Source organism: Bacillus sp. FJAT-27916 (assembly GCF_001183965.1).
In the GTDB taxonomy this organism is placed as follows: domain Bacteria; phylum Bacillota; class Bacilli; order Bacillales; family Pradoshiaceae; genus Pradoshia.
The window spans coordinates 429,607-446,600 of record NZ_LFZV01000001.1; the positions used below are offsets into that span (position 1 = coordinate 429,607).

Annotated in this window: 16 protein-coding genes, 1 other RNA gene, 1 pseudogene and 1 other annotated feature; of the genes and pseudogenes, 11 read left to right on the forward strand and 7 right to left on the reverse strand. The window is 39.3% G+C overall.

Annotated features, from left to right (window positions below; genetic code table 11):
• The first annotated feature begins 9 nt into the window (after positions 1–9).
• The 4 genes from smpB (at position 10) to AC622_RS01995 (ending at position 3,025) form a co-directional block, all read left to right on the forward strand.
• The gene (smpB, locus tag AC622_RS01985; RefSeq protein ID WP_049669543.1) at positions 10–474 is read left to right on the forward strand and encodes an SsrA-binding protein SmpB; all 465 of its coding nucleotides are present in this window, start codon (positions 10–12) and stop codon (positions 472–474) included.
• A 136-nt stretch (positions 475–610) separates the two neighbouring features.
• Positions 611–972, forward strand: a transfer-messenger RNA (tmRNA) gene (gene ssrA, locus AC622_RS20470).
• 488 nt (positions 973–1,460) lie between these two features.
• Complete coding sequence (locus AC622_RS01990) at positions 1,461–2,735, forward strand: hypothetical protein (RefSeq protein ID WP_049669544.1); 1,275 nt, start codon at positions 1,461–1,463, stop codon at positions 2,733–2,735.
• Between the two features lie 38 nt (positions 2,736–2,773).
• A complete protein-coding gene (locus tag AC622_RS01995; RefSeq protein ID WP_049669545.1) occupies positions 2,774–3,025 on the forward strand; it encodes a hypothetical protein in 252 nt (83 codons plus the stop codon).
• A 76-nt stretch (positions 3,026–3,101) separates the two neighbouring features.
• Here AC622_RS01995 and AC622_RS21615 read toward each other — a convergent pair.
• Both AC622_RS21615 and AC622_RS02000 read right to left on the reverse strand, forming a co-directional pair.
• Positions 3,102–3,365 (reverse strand): annotated as a pseudogene (locus AC622_RS21615) (transposase); the annotation flags it as partial.
• A 129-nt stretch (positions 3,366–3,494) separates the two neighbouring features.
• Positions 3,495–4,883: a M28 family metallopeptidase gene (locus AC622_RS02000; RefSeq protein WP_156185537.1), complete on the reverse strand. Its 1,389-nt coding sequence runs from the start codon at positions 4,881–4,883 to the stop codon at positions 3,495–3,497.
• A gap of 266 nt (positions 4,884–5,149) precedes the next feature.
• Between AC622_RS02000 and AC622_RS02005 the strand changes: the two genes are divergently transcribed.
• Positions 5,150–6,205, forward strand: coding sequence for a hypothetical protein (locus AC622_RS02005; RefSeq protein ID WP_049669547.1), 1,056 nt, complete (start codon positions 5,150–5,152; stop codon positions 6,203–6,205).
• 209 nt (positions 6,206–6,414) lie between these two features.
• Here AC622_RS02005 and AC622_RS02010 read toward each other — a convergent pair whose 3' ends face one another.
• From AC622_RS02010 to AC622_RS02025, 4 genes are all read right to left on the reverse strand, one after another.
• On the reverse strand, positions 6,415–6,972 hold the full coding sequence (locus tag AC622_RS02010) for a redoxin domain-containing protein (protein ID WP_053103703.1): 558 nt from the start codon (positions 6,970–6,972) through the stop codon (positions 6,415–6,417).
• Positions 6,969–7,598, reverse strand: coding sequence for a hypothetical protein (locus AC622_RS02015; protein ID WP_049669548.1), 630 nt, complete (start codon positions 7,596–7,598; stop codon positions 6,969–6,971). The genes AC622_RS02010 and AC622_RS02015 overlap by 4 nt, the downstream gene beginning before the upstream one ends.
• Positions 7,599–7,836: 238 nt before the next feature.
• The gene (locus AC622_RS02020; RefSeq protein WP_049669549.1) at positions 7,837–8,070 is read right to left on the reverse strand and encodes a glutaredoxin family protein; all 234 of its coding nucleotides are present in this window, start codon (positions 8,068–8,070) and stop codon (positions 7,837–7,839) included.
• Between the two features lie 190 nt (positions 8,071–8,260).
• Positions 8,261–9,061, reverse strand: a complete 801-nt coding sequence (locus AC622_RS02025; RefSeq protein ID WP_049669550.1) for an HAD family hydrolase — start codon at positions 9,059–9,061, stop codon at positions 8,261–8,263.
• A 200-nt stretch (positions 9,062–9,261) separates the two neighbouring features.
• Between AC622_RS02025 and AC622_RS02030 the strand changes: the two genes are divergently transcribed.
• Complete coding sequence (locus AC622_RS02030; RefSeq protein ID WP_049669551.1) at positions 9,262–9,987, forward strand: MurR/RpiR family transcriptional regulator; 726 nt, start codon at positions 9,262–9,264, stop codon at positions 9,985–9,987.
• Between the two features lie 53 nt (positions 9,988–10,040).
• On the opposite strand, the gene AC622_RS02035 is transcribed toward AC622_RS02030, so the two are convergent.
• Positions 10,041–11,162: a YhgE/Pip domain-containing protein gene (locus tag AC622_RS02035; RefSeq protein ID WP_049669552.1), complete on the reverse strand. Its 1,122-nt coding sequence runs from the start codon at positions 11,160–11,162 to the stop codon at positions 10,041–10,043.
• A 162-nt stretch (positions 11,163–11,324) separates the two neighbouring features.
• On the opposite strand from AC622_RS02035, the gene AC622_RS02040 reads away from it, so the two are divergent.
• The 5 genes from AC622_RS02040 (at position 11,325) to AC622_RS02060 (ending at position 16,953) form a co-directional block, all read left to right on the forward strand.
• Entirely contained in the window at positions 11,325–11,966 is a 642-nt protein-coding gene (locus AC622_RS02040) for a TetR/AcrR family transcriptional regulator (RefSeq protein WP_049669553.1), read from the forward strand.
• 72 nt (positions 11,967–12,038) lie between these two features.
• Positions 12,039–12,318: a binding site (T-box leader), on the forward strand.
• Positions 12,319–12,370: 52 nt separating this feature from the next.
• Complete coding sequence (locus AC622_RS02045) at positions 12,371–13,246, forward strand: SAM hydrolase/SAM-dependent halogenase family protein (RefSeq protein ID WP_049669554.1); 876 nt, start codon at positions 12,371–12,373, stop codon at positions 13,244–13,246.
• Positions 13,247–13,533: 287 nt separating this feature from the next.
• Positions 13,534–15,066 carry an ATP-binding protein gene (locus tag AC622_RS02050; RefSeq protein ID WP_231589467.1) on the forward strand — a complete coding sequence of 511 codons (1,533 nt, stop codon included), beginning with the start codon at positions 13,534–13,536 and terminating at the stop codon, positions 15,064–15,066.
• Positions 15,059–15,748 carry a response regulator gene (locus AC622_RS02055; protein ID WP_049669556.1) on the forward strand — a complete coding sequence of 230 codons (690 nt, stop codon included), beginning with the start codon at positions 15,059–15,061 and terminating at the stop codon, positions 15,746–15,748. Before AC622_RS02050 ends, AC622_RS02055 begins: the two co-directional genes overlap by 8 nt.
• Positions 15,749–15,924: 176 nt before the next feature.
• Positions 15,925–16,953, forward strand: a complete 1,029-nt coding sequence (locus AC622_RS02060; RefSeq protein ID WP_049669557.1) for a tripartite tricarboxylate transporter substrate binding protein — start codon at positions 15,925–15,927, stop codon at positions 16,951–16,953.
• The last annotated feature ends 41 nt before the right edge of the window (positions 16,954–16,994 follow it).

The following is a 16,994-nucleotide window of genomic DNA, read 5'->3' on the forward strand; positions in this document are numbered from 1 at the left end:
GGTATGGACATGCCAAAAGGAGCAGGAAAAGTCATTGGACAAAACAAAAAGGCATACCATGATTACTTTATCGAAGAAACCTATGAGGCAGGAATTGTTCTCCAAGGAACGGAAATCAAATCGATTCGTAATGGCCGCGTGAATCTGAAGGATTCCTATGCGAGGATCATTAATGGCGAGGTCTTCCTTATGGGAATGCATATCAGCCCATATGAGCAGGGGAACCGCTATAACCACGATCCGTTGCGCGTGCGCAAGCTTCTTCTACACAATAAAGAAATCTCCAAGCTGATCGGCCAAACGAAGGAACAAGGCTATGCACTCGTCCCATTGAAGCTTTATTTGAAAAACGGCTTCGCGAAAGTGTTAATCGGCCTTGGTAAGGGTAAGAAGAATTATGACAAGCGTGAAGATCTGAAGAAGAAGGAAGCCAAACGCGAAATTGAGCGTGCCTTCAAGGAACGGCAGCGCTAATCTGGTTTAAAGCCCAAGTTCTTACAATTGAATTTCACATCCGTTGTGATATAATAATTCATGTACCGTAATTGAATAGAAGCAAAGCAAACAAGCCTTGAGCTTCTTCATTTCGTACGCTCCACATTCTTAATGAGGGGACGTTACGGATTCGACAGGGGTAGTTCGAGCTTATGTTGCGAGTCGAGGGGATCGGCCTCGTTAAAACGTCATAGCCTATAACTGGCAAACAAAACAACAACCTAGCTTTCGCTGCCTAATAACAGTCGATAGCTGTTCCTCCCTCCATCGTCCATGTGGTAGGGTAAGGGACTCACTCTAAGTGGACTACGCCGGATCTCGCCGTCTGAGGGAGAAGGAAGAGAACAATCAGACTAGCTGCCCGGAAGCCTGTCGATAGGCCGAAGGACCAGCGAATCGCCAATATATCGACTACACTCGTAGAAGCATAAGTGCCGTTATCTTTGGACGTGGGTTCGACTCCCACCGTCTCCACCAATACATAGTTTTGGTGGTTTTTTATTTTTTTGGCGCTAACCAGACTGTCAATGCTGAAAAATGAATAAAGTAAAGTGATCAGATACCTAAAAAGAAAGATGATTCTCTCTTCTTAGGTATCTTTTTTATTGGAGTTATTTTTTTAATATAAATAGCTGGCTTGTCGCACCAATGATTGCTTTGGTTAGTCTGAGCACCTAAAAGTGGAAAAGGAACAGCTTCATCTGTCTATGGAGGTTTAGGTATGGCACTTGGTATTAATGGTTTTACGATTTTAGGTGCTATGTTTTTAAGGACAATATCGATTAGGTTGTATCATTTTTGGGATTATCTTTGCCGGTAGGTTTATCTACTATTTCATTAGGAATGGGCGCATTATAGGAGTTTTATCAAAACCAACAGATGGAAAATTTAGAATATATAAAAGGATATTATTATTGTAGTATAATTTAAAATGTTTTTATACTTTAATAAGGAAGAGTGATTGAATGTTAAGGAAAATGAAATGGACACTAGCCGCGATTGTATGCACACTCCTTGTTGCTGGGTGTAGTAATATCTCTTCTAGTTCTCAACAAAATGATGACGTATATGTCATGATGAAGGGCAATGATTTATATATTAAGTATCCCGAAAAAGATTCTGAAAAAGTAGCATCTAATGTTTTAGAGGAATCTGCTAGTTATATAGATGGAAAGGGACTCATGTTTGTAGATGATGATTATAGTTTGTATTTGTATGAAGATGGAGAAAAACAAAAAATAGCTAATAATGTATCTGATAAATCTATTACATATGGGTTGTCTGATAACTCTGATACAATAGCTTATCTTTCTGATGAAGATGATCTCTATGCCATTTTTAATGGGAAAGATAAAATAAAAGTAGCGTCAGGTATTTCCTATTATAAAATTTCCTCAGATGGTGAACATATCTATTATACGAATGAGAAAGATGATTTGTATTGTTTCTCGAGCGACAAACAAAAGGATAAAATCGCTTCAGAAGTAATTTACTATGATATTTCTGATGATGGCAATAAAATTGTCATTTATACAGGTGGGAATGATTTATACATACGTGATATAGAAGAAGAGGATAAAAAGAAGATTATTAGTGATGAGGAAATCTATTATTATAATATGATTATAGATAATAATGGTGATTTAGCCTATTTGACGGACTATGATGATGATGACAAAAAAGGGGAATTGTATTTTAAATATAGAAATGGAATCAGTCACAGAATTGCCTCTGATGTATCTTATTTCCATAAACAAGATGATTCCTTCTACGTATTAGATGTTGATGGGAATCTATGTGTGAAAGATATCGGTTCAAAAAAATCAAAGAGGAAGTTGGCTGAGGAAGTACATAAATTCTATGTTGTTGGTGAACAAGTATATTATATAGATGGCGATGATAATTTATTTTCCATTAAGAATGGCAAGAAAGAAAAAATTGGAGTAGATATTTCTCAGGGTGAATACAATTATCAGGTTTCTACTCTAGGTGAAAACATCGTATTCTTAACAAAGGATAATGAACTTTACTTTAATGCAGAAAAGATAAGTAGTGACGTTGAATTATTCGTTGCTTATGTAGACAAAATTATTTATCGAACTGACGATAATGCTTTACATTCGGTATCTATAAATAAACTCGACAAAAAAGGCGAATTTAAAAATCCAAATTCCTATAGTTCGATATATTATGGAAATCAACTTGTCTATAATTCGATATTATCTGCTGAAGATATTTAGGAGTTTGGGAAATCAAAGCCGATTCTTTAAGTGGTTATATGGAGTTTGTCGATAATGATTATTATGATGATCATATTGATATCACTTCTTATATGGATAATGAAGAAGATGACGATACATTTAAAATAACGGATAGTACAGAGAAAACAATTATTTTGGATGATAGAATCATTTTAACAAAAATCAGCGATAGCAAATGGAAGGTTTCGGACACCGATAATCCGAATGAGTATTATTGTGAGATGACAAAGTCAACCAATCAAAAACTCGCTGATTATAAAGAAAAATGAGAACCTATTATTACGATGGATATAGTTCTTCATTAATGAGGAAAGATATTAATATATTTTTAAGCTATGTTTTTCTTTATCTACTTGCCGCGGATTTCCGTAAATTCACAGCCCTTAACGCAAGACCCATTTCATTTTCAATCTTTGTTTCACCCAGTACAGAAGATTGGGTGAAACGCAAATTAGCCTTCAAAAATTCAAAAACGGGTTCCGCATTTATTTTTCTTTGACATTAGATCAAGCTAGTTTTCTCTTCTGATTACCTCTCTCTTACATATTCTTTTAGTTCTTCCCATTTCTCATTCACCATTAGTGTACGGCTGTTGTTTTCCGTGGATTTAATTGTGGTGACTTAAAACCAGCAGAATTATGAAGAATCAAAAGCCGGAGAAATTTTACTTGTTGTAAAATTCTCCGGCTTTTTCATTTAAGAGGAGGGTTTTGTCCCAGCCTCTTCATTTTGAACCAATTATTTATCAAGTGGAGGGACTTGTTTCCGGACGACATCAAATAACCCGGAACCAATTATATCAAGAGCAGATTGCATCCTTTCAACCGAGATATTATCTTCAATTGTATCCTGTGGTGTATGGTAGACTTTCTCGATATGGTAGATGAGCGGATCCCAGCTATCAATGCCCATCCAGATGAAGAGGGCAGCAGGTATACCAGCATTATGGAATGGAACGTGATCGCTTGAACCGAATGTACCTGGCAGAATATCAGAGTTTCCTAGGCGTGCACCTGCTTCCATCGTTGAATCAGTGACCATATTTGTGGAGCCGTTTGGCGTCATGGCGTAAAGGTTTTTCGCTGGTCCATAGCTTGTGGCTACCATGTCCGGAACGAAGACAGCATCGATATTGTCTCGTTGTTCCTGGGTTAATTGGTCCACATAATGTCTTGCACCGAGAAGGCCGCGTTCCTCTGAACCAAAGGCAATGAATTTAAGTGTTTTATCCGTATTGTATCCCTTGTAAATACGCGCAAGTTCGAGCATTAAGCCAACACCTGATGCGTTGTCATTTCCGCCAGGCGCCCCTACTACACTGTCATGGTGTGCACCGAGAATGACTTCTTTTGTATCTTTTTTCTTTCCTTTTGGAGCTTTCGTGGCTATGACATTCACGGATTCAAGATTCGTGAATTGCTCTGCTGACAGGCTTAAATCAACAGGGCCTCCTGCCAATTGTTCTTTCAGCCATTCACCTTGGATGAAAGCTGCTCCATAAACAGGAATATCAACTGGTTGAGCTAAGCTAGGATTAAAGGTCGAGCCGTAATTTCCGCGGCTTCCTGTGAGACTTTGCAGAATAACACCTACAGCTCCGGCTTCAACAGCATTATTTACTTGTGTACGGTAGGAGGCGGTTGTAGAAGCTCTAGGCATGACCACGATTTTCCCGGCTGTATCAGCTGGGAAGTCGGCAAGATTAGTTCCCCCATCTACAAAAATAAGCTCGCCGTTAACCGTTTGCCTGCTGACCTTTCCATTTGGAGCCGCCCCCATCTGCCAAGAGGTTCCGTCCGCAAAGGCCACATCAGCGATGTATTGATCAGCTACAGGGAAATGCTGAAATTCTACTTTGTAGCCATAGCCCTTAAGTACATTAGCAATGTATTCAGCTGAATCCTTTTCTGCTTGCAGCCCGCTTGGTCGGGGGCCAATCTCTTCAGATAAATAGCGGACATGCTCAATTGCCCGTTCAGCATCAACTCTCGCTATGATTTTCTGATCCTGTGAATAGCCAGATTTGCCATTGTTGCTGCCCTCATTCGCTGAGCCAACCGTGCTGAATGCCATCGATATTGCTAACAGTGAAGCTGCTACTTTAAAACCACTTTTTCGCCAAACCATGATTTCCCTCCTATTATTCATACATATTTATACATTTTTATCATATTTTACAAAGTTGAAAGAGGACAAGTTAAGAAACTACTAGTTTTATGTTCTTTCTAAAGAACTATAAAACGGGATTTCATAGGCTAAAAGGCAGGTTAGTTCTGTAGAAGAAACACAACCAATCGGCAAATTTCTTCGTTTTACGTTATGAAAACTACCATAAATAAACATGATTTCAGGACTTTCACGGCGTTCGTTTTGATAAACTAGATGATAAGAGAATGATTCATACATGGGAGGCGATTGAATTGGTTTGGCAGCTTGCTCAAAAACAAAGGTGGTTAATTGCTGCTGGTATCATAATGCTGGGAAATGTGGCAGCCTATCAGATCATTGCTTTAGAGCAATTGACACATGCACAGCAGAGAGGGGTTGTGATTGGCTCCATCCTAGATTGTGTTGTTTTGGTTCCGGTGTTTATCCTCCTTCATATAAAGAAATGGAATGTAAAAACCGTGCTGACTGTCATGGCTGCTGGGATGCTGTTCATCAGATTTATCATACCAAGTGCCTTAATGGAGCCTTTCGGGGTGTTAACGTGGACAGCTATTGGCATTGAGGCAGCCTTTGTTAGTATTGAAATTATTTTATTGCTTCTGTTCGCTCGTTATTTACCAGGTATATTTCATCAGGTGAAACGCGGTCAAACCTCCATGTTATTTACTTTGCAAAAGGAAGCGAAAGCAAAGGGAAAAGGGAACCCCATTGTTAGGGTCCTCATTTCAGAGATCCTTGTATTTTATTATGCTTTCTTAAGCTGGCGAAAGCCTGCCAAAGAAGCAGGCTGGACAGTCTATCAAAAAACTTTTTATGTACCGATGTTCATTATGCTTATTCATGCGATTATAATTGAGGGCATCGGTTTTCATTTCTTGTTTGCAGAGAAGCTTCCTTTCCTGGCTTGGATTCACACGATCTTATCTATTTATGGATTGGTTTTTCTTGTAGCAGATTTTCAGGCATTGCGTAAAAATCCTCTCTTCATTCAACACAATCACCTCTATCTATCAAATGGCTTGATGAGAAATATATGCATTGATTTAGAAGACATAAAACAAATTCATAATCATCTGGAGGAAAAGAAGGTCTATCATTTTAAAGTTTTAGGGACGACAGAGGAAAAACCTAGTTTTGTTCTTGAATTGAAAAGACCTCAATCCATTCACCTTGTTGGAGGCCTGACAAAACAAGTGACGTATATTGGCGTGTATGCCGATGAGCCTGCCTTGGTAAAGAAAGCATTATTCGATCATAAGGGAGGGGCAGGAAGATGGTGAACGTACATGAATGAAACGGGACTGTTCGATTTCACCTATTCCTGCATCTAATCCAATAGTACAAAGAGCCCTCGAAAACATCTGTGGCGTTTCCTGAGGGCGTCTATCTTGATTGAGCATAAGGAACTGTAGGTGCTGTGAAAGGTCAAGGCTCATCATTGCCTTCTGTTTAATGTCGATGTATCCAAGGAATGGCACAATTTTCGACGCTACTGAATATCCTCAATCAATCCTTCCATCATCCCCTCATCCATCGGACCGACTATTTTCTTAGTGATGACGCCATTTATATCAATGATATAGCTTGTTGGAATGGTGAGGGCTTGGTATTGCTCGCCAATCAGGCCTTCTTCATCGAGCGGGATGGCAAAGGTAAGCTCGTAATCCTGAATAAATTTCTTGATGCCTTCTTTACCATGATCGATATTCGTAAGATTGACGGCTATAATTTCAACACCGTCTTCTTGGTGCTCTTCATAGAAATTTTGCATATGAGGCATCTCAGCTTTGCAAGGTGGGCACCATGTCGCCCAAAAGTTGAGGATGACCTTCTTTCCTTTGTAATCTGATAGCTTTATCAATTCCCCGTCTATCGTGGTGAGTTCAAAGTCAGGAGCAGGCTGTCCTTCCTTGACTTGAGCAGAAGCTGAACCATCTGTCTCAACACCCTTGTTGCTTTCCCTTTCTTTATTTTGGTTCCATAGATTGACGACTACGATTGCGAGGGCCAATAAGATAATGGCTGCTGATAACACATTTTTCTTCACGTTTTTCCACCACCTAAGGAATTTGGTTTGGCGTGATCCCGGATAGATAGGATGCAGGCTATGACTGCCATCCAGCTGAAGGTTAGAATCTCAAGGGACAGAACGGACTGGAAGAAACTGATTATGAATAGCTCTAAAAGGAAGAACAAGAAAAATACTTGGGAAGATAAGCTTTGTTTCTTCCTTTTAAGAAGCACTACATAACCAATCAGTAACAGCAGATGTAATAGAGCGGCTGGTACATTTGTTTCCAGGGCATACTTGATTGTTTCAAAAACGATAAAGAATAATAGGAATAGCTCAACAGCATCCCGATGAATCGGCTGTCGTTTTTTCTCCGAAATGTAAAACAGATAAATGGAGAGCGAGACAAGAGCAAGGAAATGCCCATTTATTCCGCCATTGAAGTAAGCGATAGACAGAGGTATGTCTAGGAACATATCAAAATGAAACGGGATATAACTAAGCTTCCACACGATGAAATAAAGGAAGAAGCTGTTCCAGTACCAGTCATCGATCCTCCTTTCAGAAGCGAATCTGTATAAGAGTGATGTGATAAAAAGGCTGAGAAGGACGGCCAGCCAAACAGCAGGAATCGTCAGGCTCCCGATAGTGAAATAGCTCATTGCTTATCACCTGCAAACGTTATTTCATAGCTTATATTGATGGAGTTAATCATAGATTCGATCATAAGCCCAGTCCCCCTTTTTGGTCCTTTTCTGTATGAATCTATAAAAACACATCCCTTGCTGGTCTTGGTTAAAAATGAAAATCGGATTAAGGATTGATTAAGAAAGGTATGCGGATAATATGAAAAAAGCTTGAAGACTTGTCTATGAAGTCTTCAAGCCTCGCTTGCGTCTATTATTTTTGAACATACTGCATTAAGCTCTCAGGGTCAAACCCAAGAACCCAGTGACCATTTACATTTGTTTGCGGTACACCCATCTGTCCAGTTTCTTGGACTAATCGTTGTGCGGCAATCGGATCTGCTTGCACGTTCACCTCTTTGTAGTTTAATCCTTGAGAATCAAGGAATTGCTTCATCATTGTGCAGTAAGGACAAGTATTTGTTGAGTAAACAGTAATGTTGTTCATTCTGTATGCCCCCTTTGGTTTTTATACCCCTAAGGGTATGTTAACGCCTGCAAATTATTCTGTCAAATAGATGAACTTATTTGCTGAAACATTGGGTCAGCAGGACTTTCTGGTTGTGCCGTTTCAGGGCAGTCTTTTGAAATAAATAAAAAAAGCGCTAATCCACATCAGATTAGCGCTTGCGAACTTTTTATCCTTGCAGCGACAAGAAATGCTTAATCGTCCTTAATACCCCGTCTTCCTCGTTGGAGCGAGTGATATAATTAGCCGCATCTTTTACTTCTTGCACGGCGTTGCGGACGGCAAAGCTGTATTCAGCACATGCCATCAGCTCGATGTCATTGTATGTATCACCGAATACCATTGTTTCTGCTGGTGTGACATTCAATAGCTCCTGTAAATGCTGGACAGTGGTGCCTTTATGCACATTTGCATTTGTGATATCAATCCAAGCCGCCTCCGATGCGACGATATAGGCGGAATCAAAGAATGGGGATAGTTTCTCCCGCGTTTCTATGCATCTATTCAACGAATCATGAATTGTGATTTTGATGAAGTCTTCCTTTATTTCGCTGAAATCAGCTGCTTGTCTGACTTGTGCATAGGATCGGCGGACAATCGCTGCTTCCTCTTGGGATGTGGAGTCCTTAATGACCGCACCGCTTTGTGTGCACGCAATAATGGTATGGTCTGGACTTAATTCCTCGAGAAGCTGGATGATTTTCTGGCCGAGTTCATTGCTTAGCAGGGATTCATAGACAAATTCCCCGTTATGCTTGATTCTTGTTGCGCTGTCTCCTAATATCCATAAATCTCTAGCATCTTCTCCGAATAGCTCCTCAACCCGTTCACATTGTTTCCCGGTGACAGGGGCGAAGTAGACATTTTTCTCCTCCATCAGCTGCTTAACTTCCTTGTACAGCTCCCTGTTATAATCCCCGCTGTTATTTAAGAATGTTCCATCCATATCGGTTAGCACTAATTTAATCATTTGGACCCCTCCGTTGTTGAATCATTTCTCTACCTCTTTATGATAACGTGGGGAGGCTTTGTGAAACATCCATTGGCTGCATTATGTCTGGGATGACACAAAAAATCATTTGTTTCATAACTGTCACACCATGTGACTATTCTTGAGCTATGTTAAACTAATGTTGTCAATCTTCTTAGGAGAAGGAGCGTATTTATTCTATGTTCTCAAGTGAAGTCATTCGTTCGTTCAATGAGCTGGAAACAGCTATTTATCAATACATATGCCAGAATGGCGAGAAGGTTGTTTATATGAGAATCCGCGAATTGGCGGATGAAACGCATGTTTCTACAGCGACCATTCAACGCTTTTGTAAAAAAATAAACTGTGAAGGCTTTTCTGAATTTAAGATTAAATTAAAGATGTACTTAACACAGGAGAAGAAGCAGCCAATCAAAAATGCCGAGCATTCCTTTGTGGAATTTTATGAGCGAACCTTGAAGGGTGATTTAGATCAAAAGGTGAAGGAAGCTGCAGCTGTGGTCGGTAAAGCGGAGAATGTCATTTTCTTAGGAATAGGCAGCTCGGGGATTCTGGCTGAGTATGGGGCCAGGTATTTCTCAAGCATTGGGAAATTTTCCGTGCATATTAAGGATCCTCTCTTCCCGGTAAATTCCAGCCTCATGCAGGATAGTGTGACGATTGTCTTGTCGGTCTCAGGAGAAAATCATTTTACGGTGACTCATCTTAATCAGTTTAAGCAAAAAGGAAGCAAAATTATCAGTATAACGAACCATAATAATTCAACGGTGGCCAAAATCTCAGATATGAATATCCCTTATTTTGTGACTGAGGAATTTTGCGAGGGCTCTAATATTACGACACAAGTACCAGTCGTCTACATCCTTGAATCTATGGGACGGGAAATACATCGATTGAATCAATAAAAAAGAAATCTTGCCGGCTCTAAAAAGCTGACAAGATTTCTTTGTATCTGCACCTATTCTGTTTTAGCTGTCTTAGCGGAAGCTTTCGCTGTAATGGCAATGGCAGAAACAGCGGCAATCCAACAGAGGATTTGGGCGCTGCCATTCCATGCGGATCCGTTAAAGAAAAGAATTTCCTTCAGCCCGTCAAAGAGGAAACGCATTGGAATCCATGGGTAGATCCAGTCAGCATAGAACGCTGGCATCATCTCTGGTACGAGCTGGACTAATGGGAGACCGAAGAACATCAAGAGTACGAAAATCGGCAGGGCGGCATAGCCAATCCAGCTTAATGCGGCCAAGACCAGCAGGATGAAACCGCAGCTTGCGATGGAGGCGAATAAGGCTACATCATTGAAGCTTGCGTATTCAAAGCCGAGCATCCAAGTGGACAGCCATGTGGCGAGATAGCCAGTGAAGAACCCAAGCGCAGCTCCGACACCGATCTGCAATAAGCGAAATTTGAGCTGTTCGCCAATGGAATTGAATACACGCTTACGTCCTGCAAACCACATTAATACGGCACTGATAATACTTCCTAGCCAAATCGGCTGGAATAGAGAGGTTGGAGCCATGGCTAAGTCTCCTGTTTGGTTGACCATGATGACCTCGCTTTGGATTGGGGAAGCGAAAATTTGTGCTTGTTCAGTTGATAAAGTCACATTTTTTTCTTTCATGGCCGCAAATAATTGCTGACTCATATTGGTGTTCAGCTGTGTGACCATGGCGGTTAGCGCCTGATTCACTACAGTTGCTACGTCTGTATTCATTCCTTGGTTCACATAGACCTGTAAGGCTGGTGATTCTGGCGCTGCTGTTTGAAGCGAAGCGTATTTTTCGGAAAAATCATTGGGAATCACGAGAGCACCGTAGATTTCTTTCTTATCCAACAGCTCATTCATTTCGTCCGTGTTTTTAACCACCGTGAATTTGAATGAATCGTTTTTTGAAGTTTTAACATTCGTCTGAATCATGTTGACCATTGTTTCTCCCATCACGCCTTGGTCTTCTGATACAAGGGCAATAGGCAGGTCTTTCGGGTTGGAGCGTGCACTTGGAATGGCAGTGGAAACAAAGACGAATAATAATACGAGAACGGCACCAAATGCAGCGAAGAAAAATTTATTGTCTTTCACTTGTATTCCTCCTCATCTATTTATGAACACTGTGTTGATTAAATTACGTGTTTATCTTATCCTAGATATAACCAATACACCATCATCAATTTTGATGGAGATGTTCATTAAACGACAGATTCAAAAATGTGTTCATTAACTTTTTGGGAAAGAGGATAATCCATGACCAATAACTATGACCGCCGTGTCATCAGGACGAAAAAAGAGATTAAGGAAACCTTTATTTCCTTATTGGAGGAAAAGAACTTTGAGAAGATTTCCGTGCGAGATTTAACGGAACGTGCGGGAATCAATAGAGGCACCTTTTATCTGCATTACTTAGATAAATACGACCTTTTGGACAAGCTTGAGGGGGAACTATTTGCGAAGATTCAAGCGATTATTGATGAATTGCCGTTTACGAACCATCCCGATATGGAGGGGTTCGCAAAGGACCGCCTTGTTTTCATTATTCGTTTGCTTGAATGCTTTCGTGAAGAGGCTGATTTTATGAAGGTCATCCTGAGTGCGAATGGGGATGCTCATTTTAAGGAGAAGATACGGGAAGTCTTCGTTTACAATATCGAGGATGTTTTCTCTAAAGCATCGGAAGAGAATCAAATGCATTATCCATTGGAATTATACTATGCCTATATTTCCTCTGCCCATTTAGGGGTGTTAACTTACTGGCTGCAGACGGATTCGAAGGAGCCACCGGAAATGATTGCGAATATGCTGCTTGATATTATTTTAAAGGGTCCGTTGGCGGCGATTGGGCTCGACCGTTACTTCTATGGAAGCTCTGGTGATAGTTTCATCAAGTAGGACACTTTTGTCTATTATTGCTATTGACATATGATCATGAACCTAGATAATATATAAATAATTCAAAATATTTAAAAGGCATTGAAGAGAAGAGTAGATTAAGATGATTTCTCTAAAGAGAGCTTCGGCAGCTGAAAAGAAGCGGGAAGGAACTTGATTGAACATGGCCTCTGAGCCTCGTGCTGAAAGGATAGAGTGATCTATTGCGAGTAGGTTCCGGCGAGATTTGGTACTCGTTATCCATACCAAGGTGTAAAGAACGTATGAATCGTTTATGCACTTACTGAGACTGTTTATGCGAATAAATAGTGAATTAAGGTGGTACCGCGTGCAATCACACCACGTCCTTAACGTATATGAGGACGTGGTGTTTTTTATTTATATGCATACAGATAGGTGGGATTGTGATGAAACGATTATTAGTATTTCAATCTGATTTCGGATTAAGCGATGGGGCGGTCAGTGCCATGTACGGGGTGGCCTTATCAGTCGATCCCTCGCTGAAGATTAGCAATAATACGCATGACATTCCGACGTTCAATATTTGGGAAGGCTCCTATCGTCTCTTGCAGGCCATTCCGTATTGGCCAGAGGGCACGGTATTTGTATCAGTGGTTGACCCAGGAGTTGGCTGCGACCGCCGCAGTATTGTGGCGAAGACATCTGCCGGGCATTATGTAGTCACACCCGATAACGGTACATTATCCCATATTAAGAATAAGATTGGCATCACAGAGGCAAGGCTGATTGATGAGAAGGTGAACCGCCTTCCCCGCTCGGGAGAATCTTATACCTTCCATGGACGTGATGTATATGCTTATACAGGAGCAAGAATCGCCGCTGGTGTGATCAGCTTTAAGGAAGTCGGACCAAAGATTGACGTAAAGTCACTTGTGGAATTCCCTCTCTCTGAATTATATAAAAAGGAAGATGAAATCAAAGGTATTATTGAAATATTAGATATAAGATTTGGGAACTTATGGACCAATGTCCCAAGAGAACTATTTAAGCAATTGAATATCCCATTGGGTGATAAAGTATTAATCAAGATTGAAAAGGATAAAACTGTCCGATATGAGGAGGAGGTCATTTATGGGCGTTCCTTCGCGGACAGTGAGCTAGAGGATGCGATTCTGTATGTCAATTCCCTTGATAACCTCGGATTGGCTCTCAATCAGAAATCATTTGCTCATACGTATGGAATTGGCACAGGCAGTGACTGGAAGATTTCTATACGTAAGTTGCGACGATGGGCGGTAAATAAAGCATATACCTGGTAAACGACTAATGAATATTGGCGTGATAGGATTTTAGAGTTTGCATCCTAGGAACGTTCTTAGCAATTTTAAGTACACATTTATTAAAAGAATATATATACTGGGCAAATCTTGCTGTAATGGTGGGATTTGCTTATATTTTTGCATTGTTATATTTTCAGAATCTACAGATAATTATTTGATATAATATTAGAAACTTTTTGATTTTCCAAGGAAAGGTAATAGTAATGAGGAGAGAGACTTTAAATTTTCGATTCTTAAAATATAACATGTTATTGGGTTCAATAATTATGTTAATTGCTGTAGTCCCGTCGTATTTTATCATATCCAATGCAGTTGAGAAGGAGATTGGAGAGAGAGCGTTAAGTGTAGCTAAGCTAACAGCTAAATACCCAATAGTTGTGGAAGCGCTAGAAAACGGGAGTACTACAGATGAATTGCAAGAACTGGCTCTTGAAATTCAACGGCAAGTTGGTGCTGAATATGTTGTTATTGGAGATATAAACTCAATACGGTATGCCCATCCGATTAAAAGCAGAATCGGTGAAAAAATGGTGGGTGATGATAATGAGAAAGCTCTCATTGATGGTGACGCGTATATATCTATTGCAAAAGGGACGCTTGGAGAAGCACTTCGGGGGAAATCACCTGTTTTTGATGAGAAAGGTAATGTAATTGGAGTTGTTTCAGTTGGTTTTTTGCGTAAGGATATATTCACTATAAATATGGTTTATTCAAAATCTCTAATTGTGGTATCAGTATTTACAATCGCTTTTTCCGTTTTACTGGCCATATATCTTTCCAATAAAATAAAACAATTGCTTCTTAACTATGAACCGGAAGAACTAGCAAAATTATTTACGGAGAGAAATGCAATGGTAGAGTCTATTAGGGAAGGGATCATTGTTGTTGATACAAATGAAACAATTACTTTTAGTAATCAAGCAGCAAATGAAATTTTAAACAGCAAGGAGCCAGTGGTCGGAAAAAATATTAAAGCCATCATACCTAATACTAGACTAATAGAAGTAATGAAGCATGGGGAGACACAGTTTGACCGAGTAATGTATATTAATAACACAAAAACACTGGTGAATCGTGTACCTATTATAAATAATGGAAAATTTATAGGAGCAGTATCGAGTTTTCGGCCCTTTGAAGATATTGATCATATTGCAGATGAGCTATCTCAAGTGAAGCAATATATTGAATCTCTTAGAGCTCAAACTCATGAACATAATAATTTTCTTTACACCATTTCTGGTCTTATTCAGTTACAGGCATATGATGAAGTACTTGAACTTATACACCAAGAAAAGAATGAGAATGATGCTTTAATAAATTTTATGAATAAGCATATTAGGGATATGTATTTAAGCGGTATTATTATTGGCTACTATAACCGAGCAAAAGAATTAAAGGTAAAACTGATTTTAGATGAGAGTAGTTATTGTGATAAGTTAGAAATGCCTATTGAGAAGCATTTGCTGATTTCTATATTGGGCAATCTAGTAATTAATGCATTTGAAGCTGTAGAAAAGTTAAAAGAGGAACAACGGATTGTACGGTTGTATATTTTTCAACATGAGCATGAGATTGTCTTTGAAATCGAAGATTCTGGTGACGGAATCGATGATAATCAGGTAGAAACAATATTCGAATTAAAGAATTCAACAAAAGCTTCGAAGAATAGGGGATATGGTCTTCATATCGTTAAAGAAAATTTAAAAATTCTCAATGGCTCTATATCAATTGAAAAAGGGGATTTGGGGGGCGCACTCTTTATTATATCTATCCCCAAAAAGGGTGAGAGGTTTGGATAAATATATAGAGGTTTTAATAGTTGAAGATGATGAGAGAATTGCTAAAATTCATGAAAGTTTTATTGCAAATATAGACGGTTTTCAAACAATAGGGATGGCACATACAGTTGAAGAAGGGAAACTATGGGTAGATAGTCTGCGGCCACAACTTGTATTGCTAGATATATATTTACCGGATGACCTAGGAATTGAGCTGCTTAATTTTATTAGGGAGAAGAGTCCCGAAACAGATATAATTTTAATTACAGGTGCTTCTGAAACAGAAATTGTACGAAAGGCATTTATAAATGGTGTTTTTGATTATCTATTAAAACCGCTTACATTGGATAAGTTTACGCAATGTCTCTTGAACTATAAGGAGAAAAGATTGATTTTTGAACGTGGAAATATATTGAGTGAGGAGGATATTGAACAGTTATGGAATTCCAAAAATGAACGTAATTCAAGCAGGAAAATATCGGACATTCCCAAGGGGATTGATCCCATTACCAAATCAAAAGTTATGGAATTCATCGGAACATGCAAAGTTGGTATTACAGCAGAAATGCTGGGGAAAAATTTGGGGATTAGTCGGACGACAGCTCGACGTTATTTGGAGCATCTATTGGGGGAGAAGTTAATCCATGTAGAATACATTTATGGATCAGTCGGAAGGCCAGAAAGAAGGTATTTTAAAACATAATGATTAAGCGCTGCTAAAAGCAGCGTTTTATTTTTTCTATGAACAATATGAACAAAATAGAATTTATAAACAAAAAGAATAATATTTGTGAAATATATAAAATGTAGGGAAAATGCATTTTAATATAGATAGCGCTTACATTTTGTGTAAAGTACTAAGTTAAATGGGAGGTTAGTATGGCTACATATAGAAAACTACTTGTGCTCTTTTCAGTTATTACTCTGATTTTGGTATTAACAGCTTGTAATGAATCTACTACTGGAGGCTCGGGAGCAGCGGGAAGTGAAGGATATCCCAAAAATAATATTACGATCGTTGCACCTTCAGGGGCTGGTGGGGGGTGGGATTTAACAGCTCGTTCAATTGGCAAGGTCATGAATGATACTGGACTTATTAAGAAGGCTATTACAATCGAAAATAAGCCAGGCGGTGGTGGGGCGGTTTTTATGGCGACATATGGTACAAAAGAGGCTAAAAATGACCATATGCTCATGGTAAAATCACCACCAATCTTAATAAATAATTTAAAAGCTGAAGGGAATAGCCCTTATGGTTACAAAGATACAACGCCTTTAGCGCAATTGACGAAAGACTTTGGTGCAATTGTTGTAAAAGCAGATTCACCATATAAAAATCTAACAGAATTATTAGATGCAATCAAAGCAGATTCATCGTCCCTTACTTTAGCTGGTGGATCTTCACCAGGATCTATGGATCATTTAATTACCATACTCCCTGCTTATAAGTATGGAATCAACCCTAAGGAAGTGAAATACGTCTCATATGATGGCGGTGGAGAAGCAATGGCTGCCTTGTTAGGGAATAATGCAGATGCAATCGGAACAGATATCTCTACTGTTACCCCTTATGTAAAAAGTGGAGATGTACGTGTTTTGGCTGTGACATCACCCAAAAAACTAGAGCTTGATGGGTTGGAAAAGATACCTACATTGTATGATTTAGGAATAGATGCCGAATTCACAATTTGGCGTGGCATTTTTGGTCCTAAAAATATGTCAGAGACTGCGAAAAATTATTGGCTAGAAAAACTTGATATGCTTTCAAAATCTGAAGAATGGGCAGAAGAGCTAAAACGTAATGGTTGGGAGAATGAATATCGTTCAGGGGATGATTTCACAGCATTTCTTGAAGAGCAGGAAGTTGTTATTCAGGATATGTTAACAGCATTAGGCATGCAAAAATAATTGTCGGATGCGAGCGATACCTTGCTCGCATTTCCTTTTTG

Coding starts and splice junctions, on each gene's coding strand:
- smpB (WP_049669543.1), top strand. CDS start 10: ATGCCAAAAGGAGCAGGAAAAGTCATTGGACAAAACAAAAAGGCATAC.
- AC622_RS01990 (WP_049669544.1), top strand. CDS start 1,461: ATGTTAAGGAAAATGAAATGGACACTAGCCGCGATTGTATGCACACTC.
- AC622_RS01995 (WP_049669545.1), top strand. CDS start 2,774: ATGGAGTTTGTCGATAATGATTATTATGATGATCATATTGATATCACT.
- AC622_RS02000 (WP_156185537.1), bottom strand. CDS start 4,883: ATGGTTTGGCGAAAAAGTGGTTTTAAAGTAGCAGCTTCACTGTTAGCA.
- AC622_RS02005 (WP_049669547.1), top strand. CDS start 5,150: ATGATTCATACATGGGAGGCGATTGAATTGGTTTGGCAGCTTGCTCAA.
- AC622_RS02015 (WP_049669548.1), bottom strand. CDS start 7,598: ATGAGCTATTTCACTATCGGGAGCCTGACGATTCCTGCTGTTTGGCTG.
- AC622_RS02020 (WP_049669549.1), bottom strand. CDS start 8,070: ATGAACAACATTACTGTTTACTCAACAAATACTTGTCCTTACTGCACA.
- AC622_RS02025 (WP_049669550.1), bottom strand. CDS start 9,061: ATGATTAAATTAGTGCTAACCGATATGGATGGAACATTCTTAAATAAC.
- AC622_RS02030 (WP_049669551.1), top strand. CDS start 9,262: ATGTTCTCAAGTGAAGTCATTCGTTCGTTCAATGAGCTGGAAACAGCT.
- AC622_RS02040 (WP_049669553.1), top strand. CDS start 11,325: ATGACCAATAACTATGACCGCCGTGTCATCAGGACGAAAAAAGAGATT.
- AC622_RS02050 (WP_231589467.1), top strand. CDS start 13,534: ATGTTAATTGCTGTAGTCCCGTCGTATTTTATCATATCCAATGCAGTT.
- AC622_RS02060 (WP_049669557.1), top strand. CDS start 15,925: ATGGCTACATATAGAAAACTACTTGTGCTCTTTTCAGTTATTACTCTG.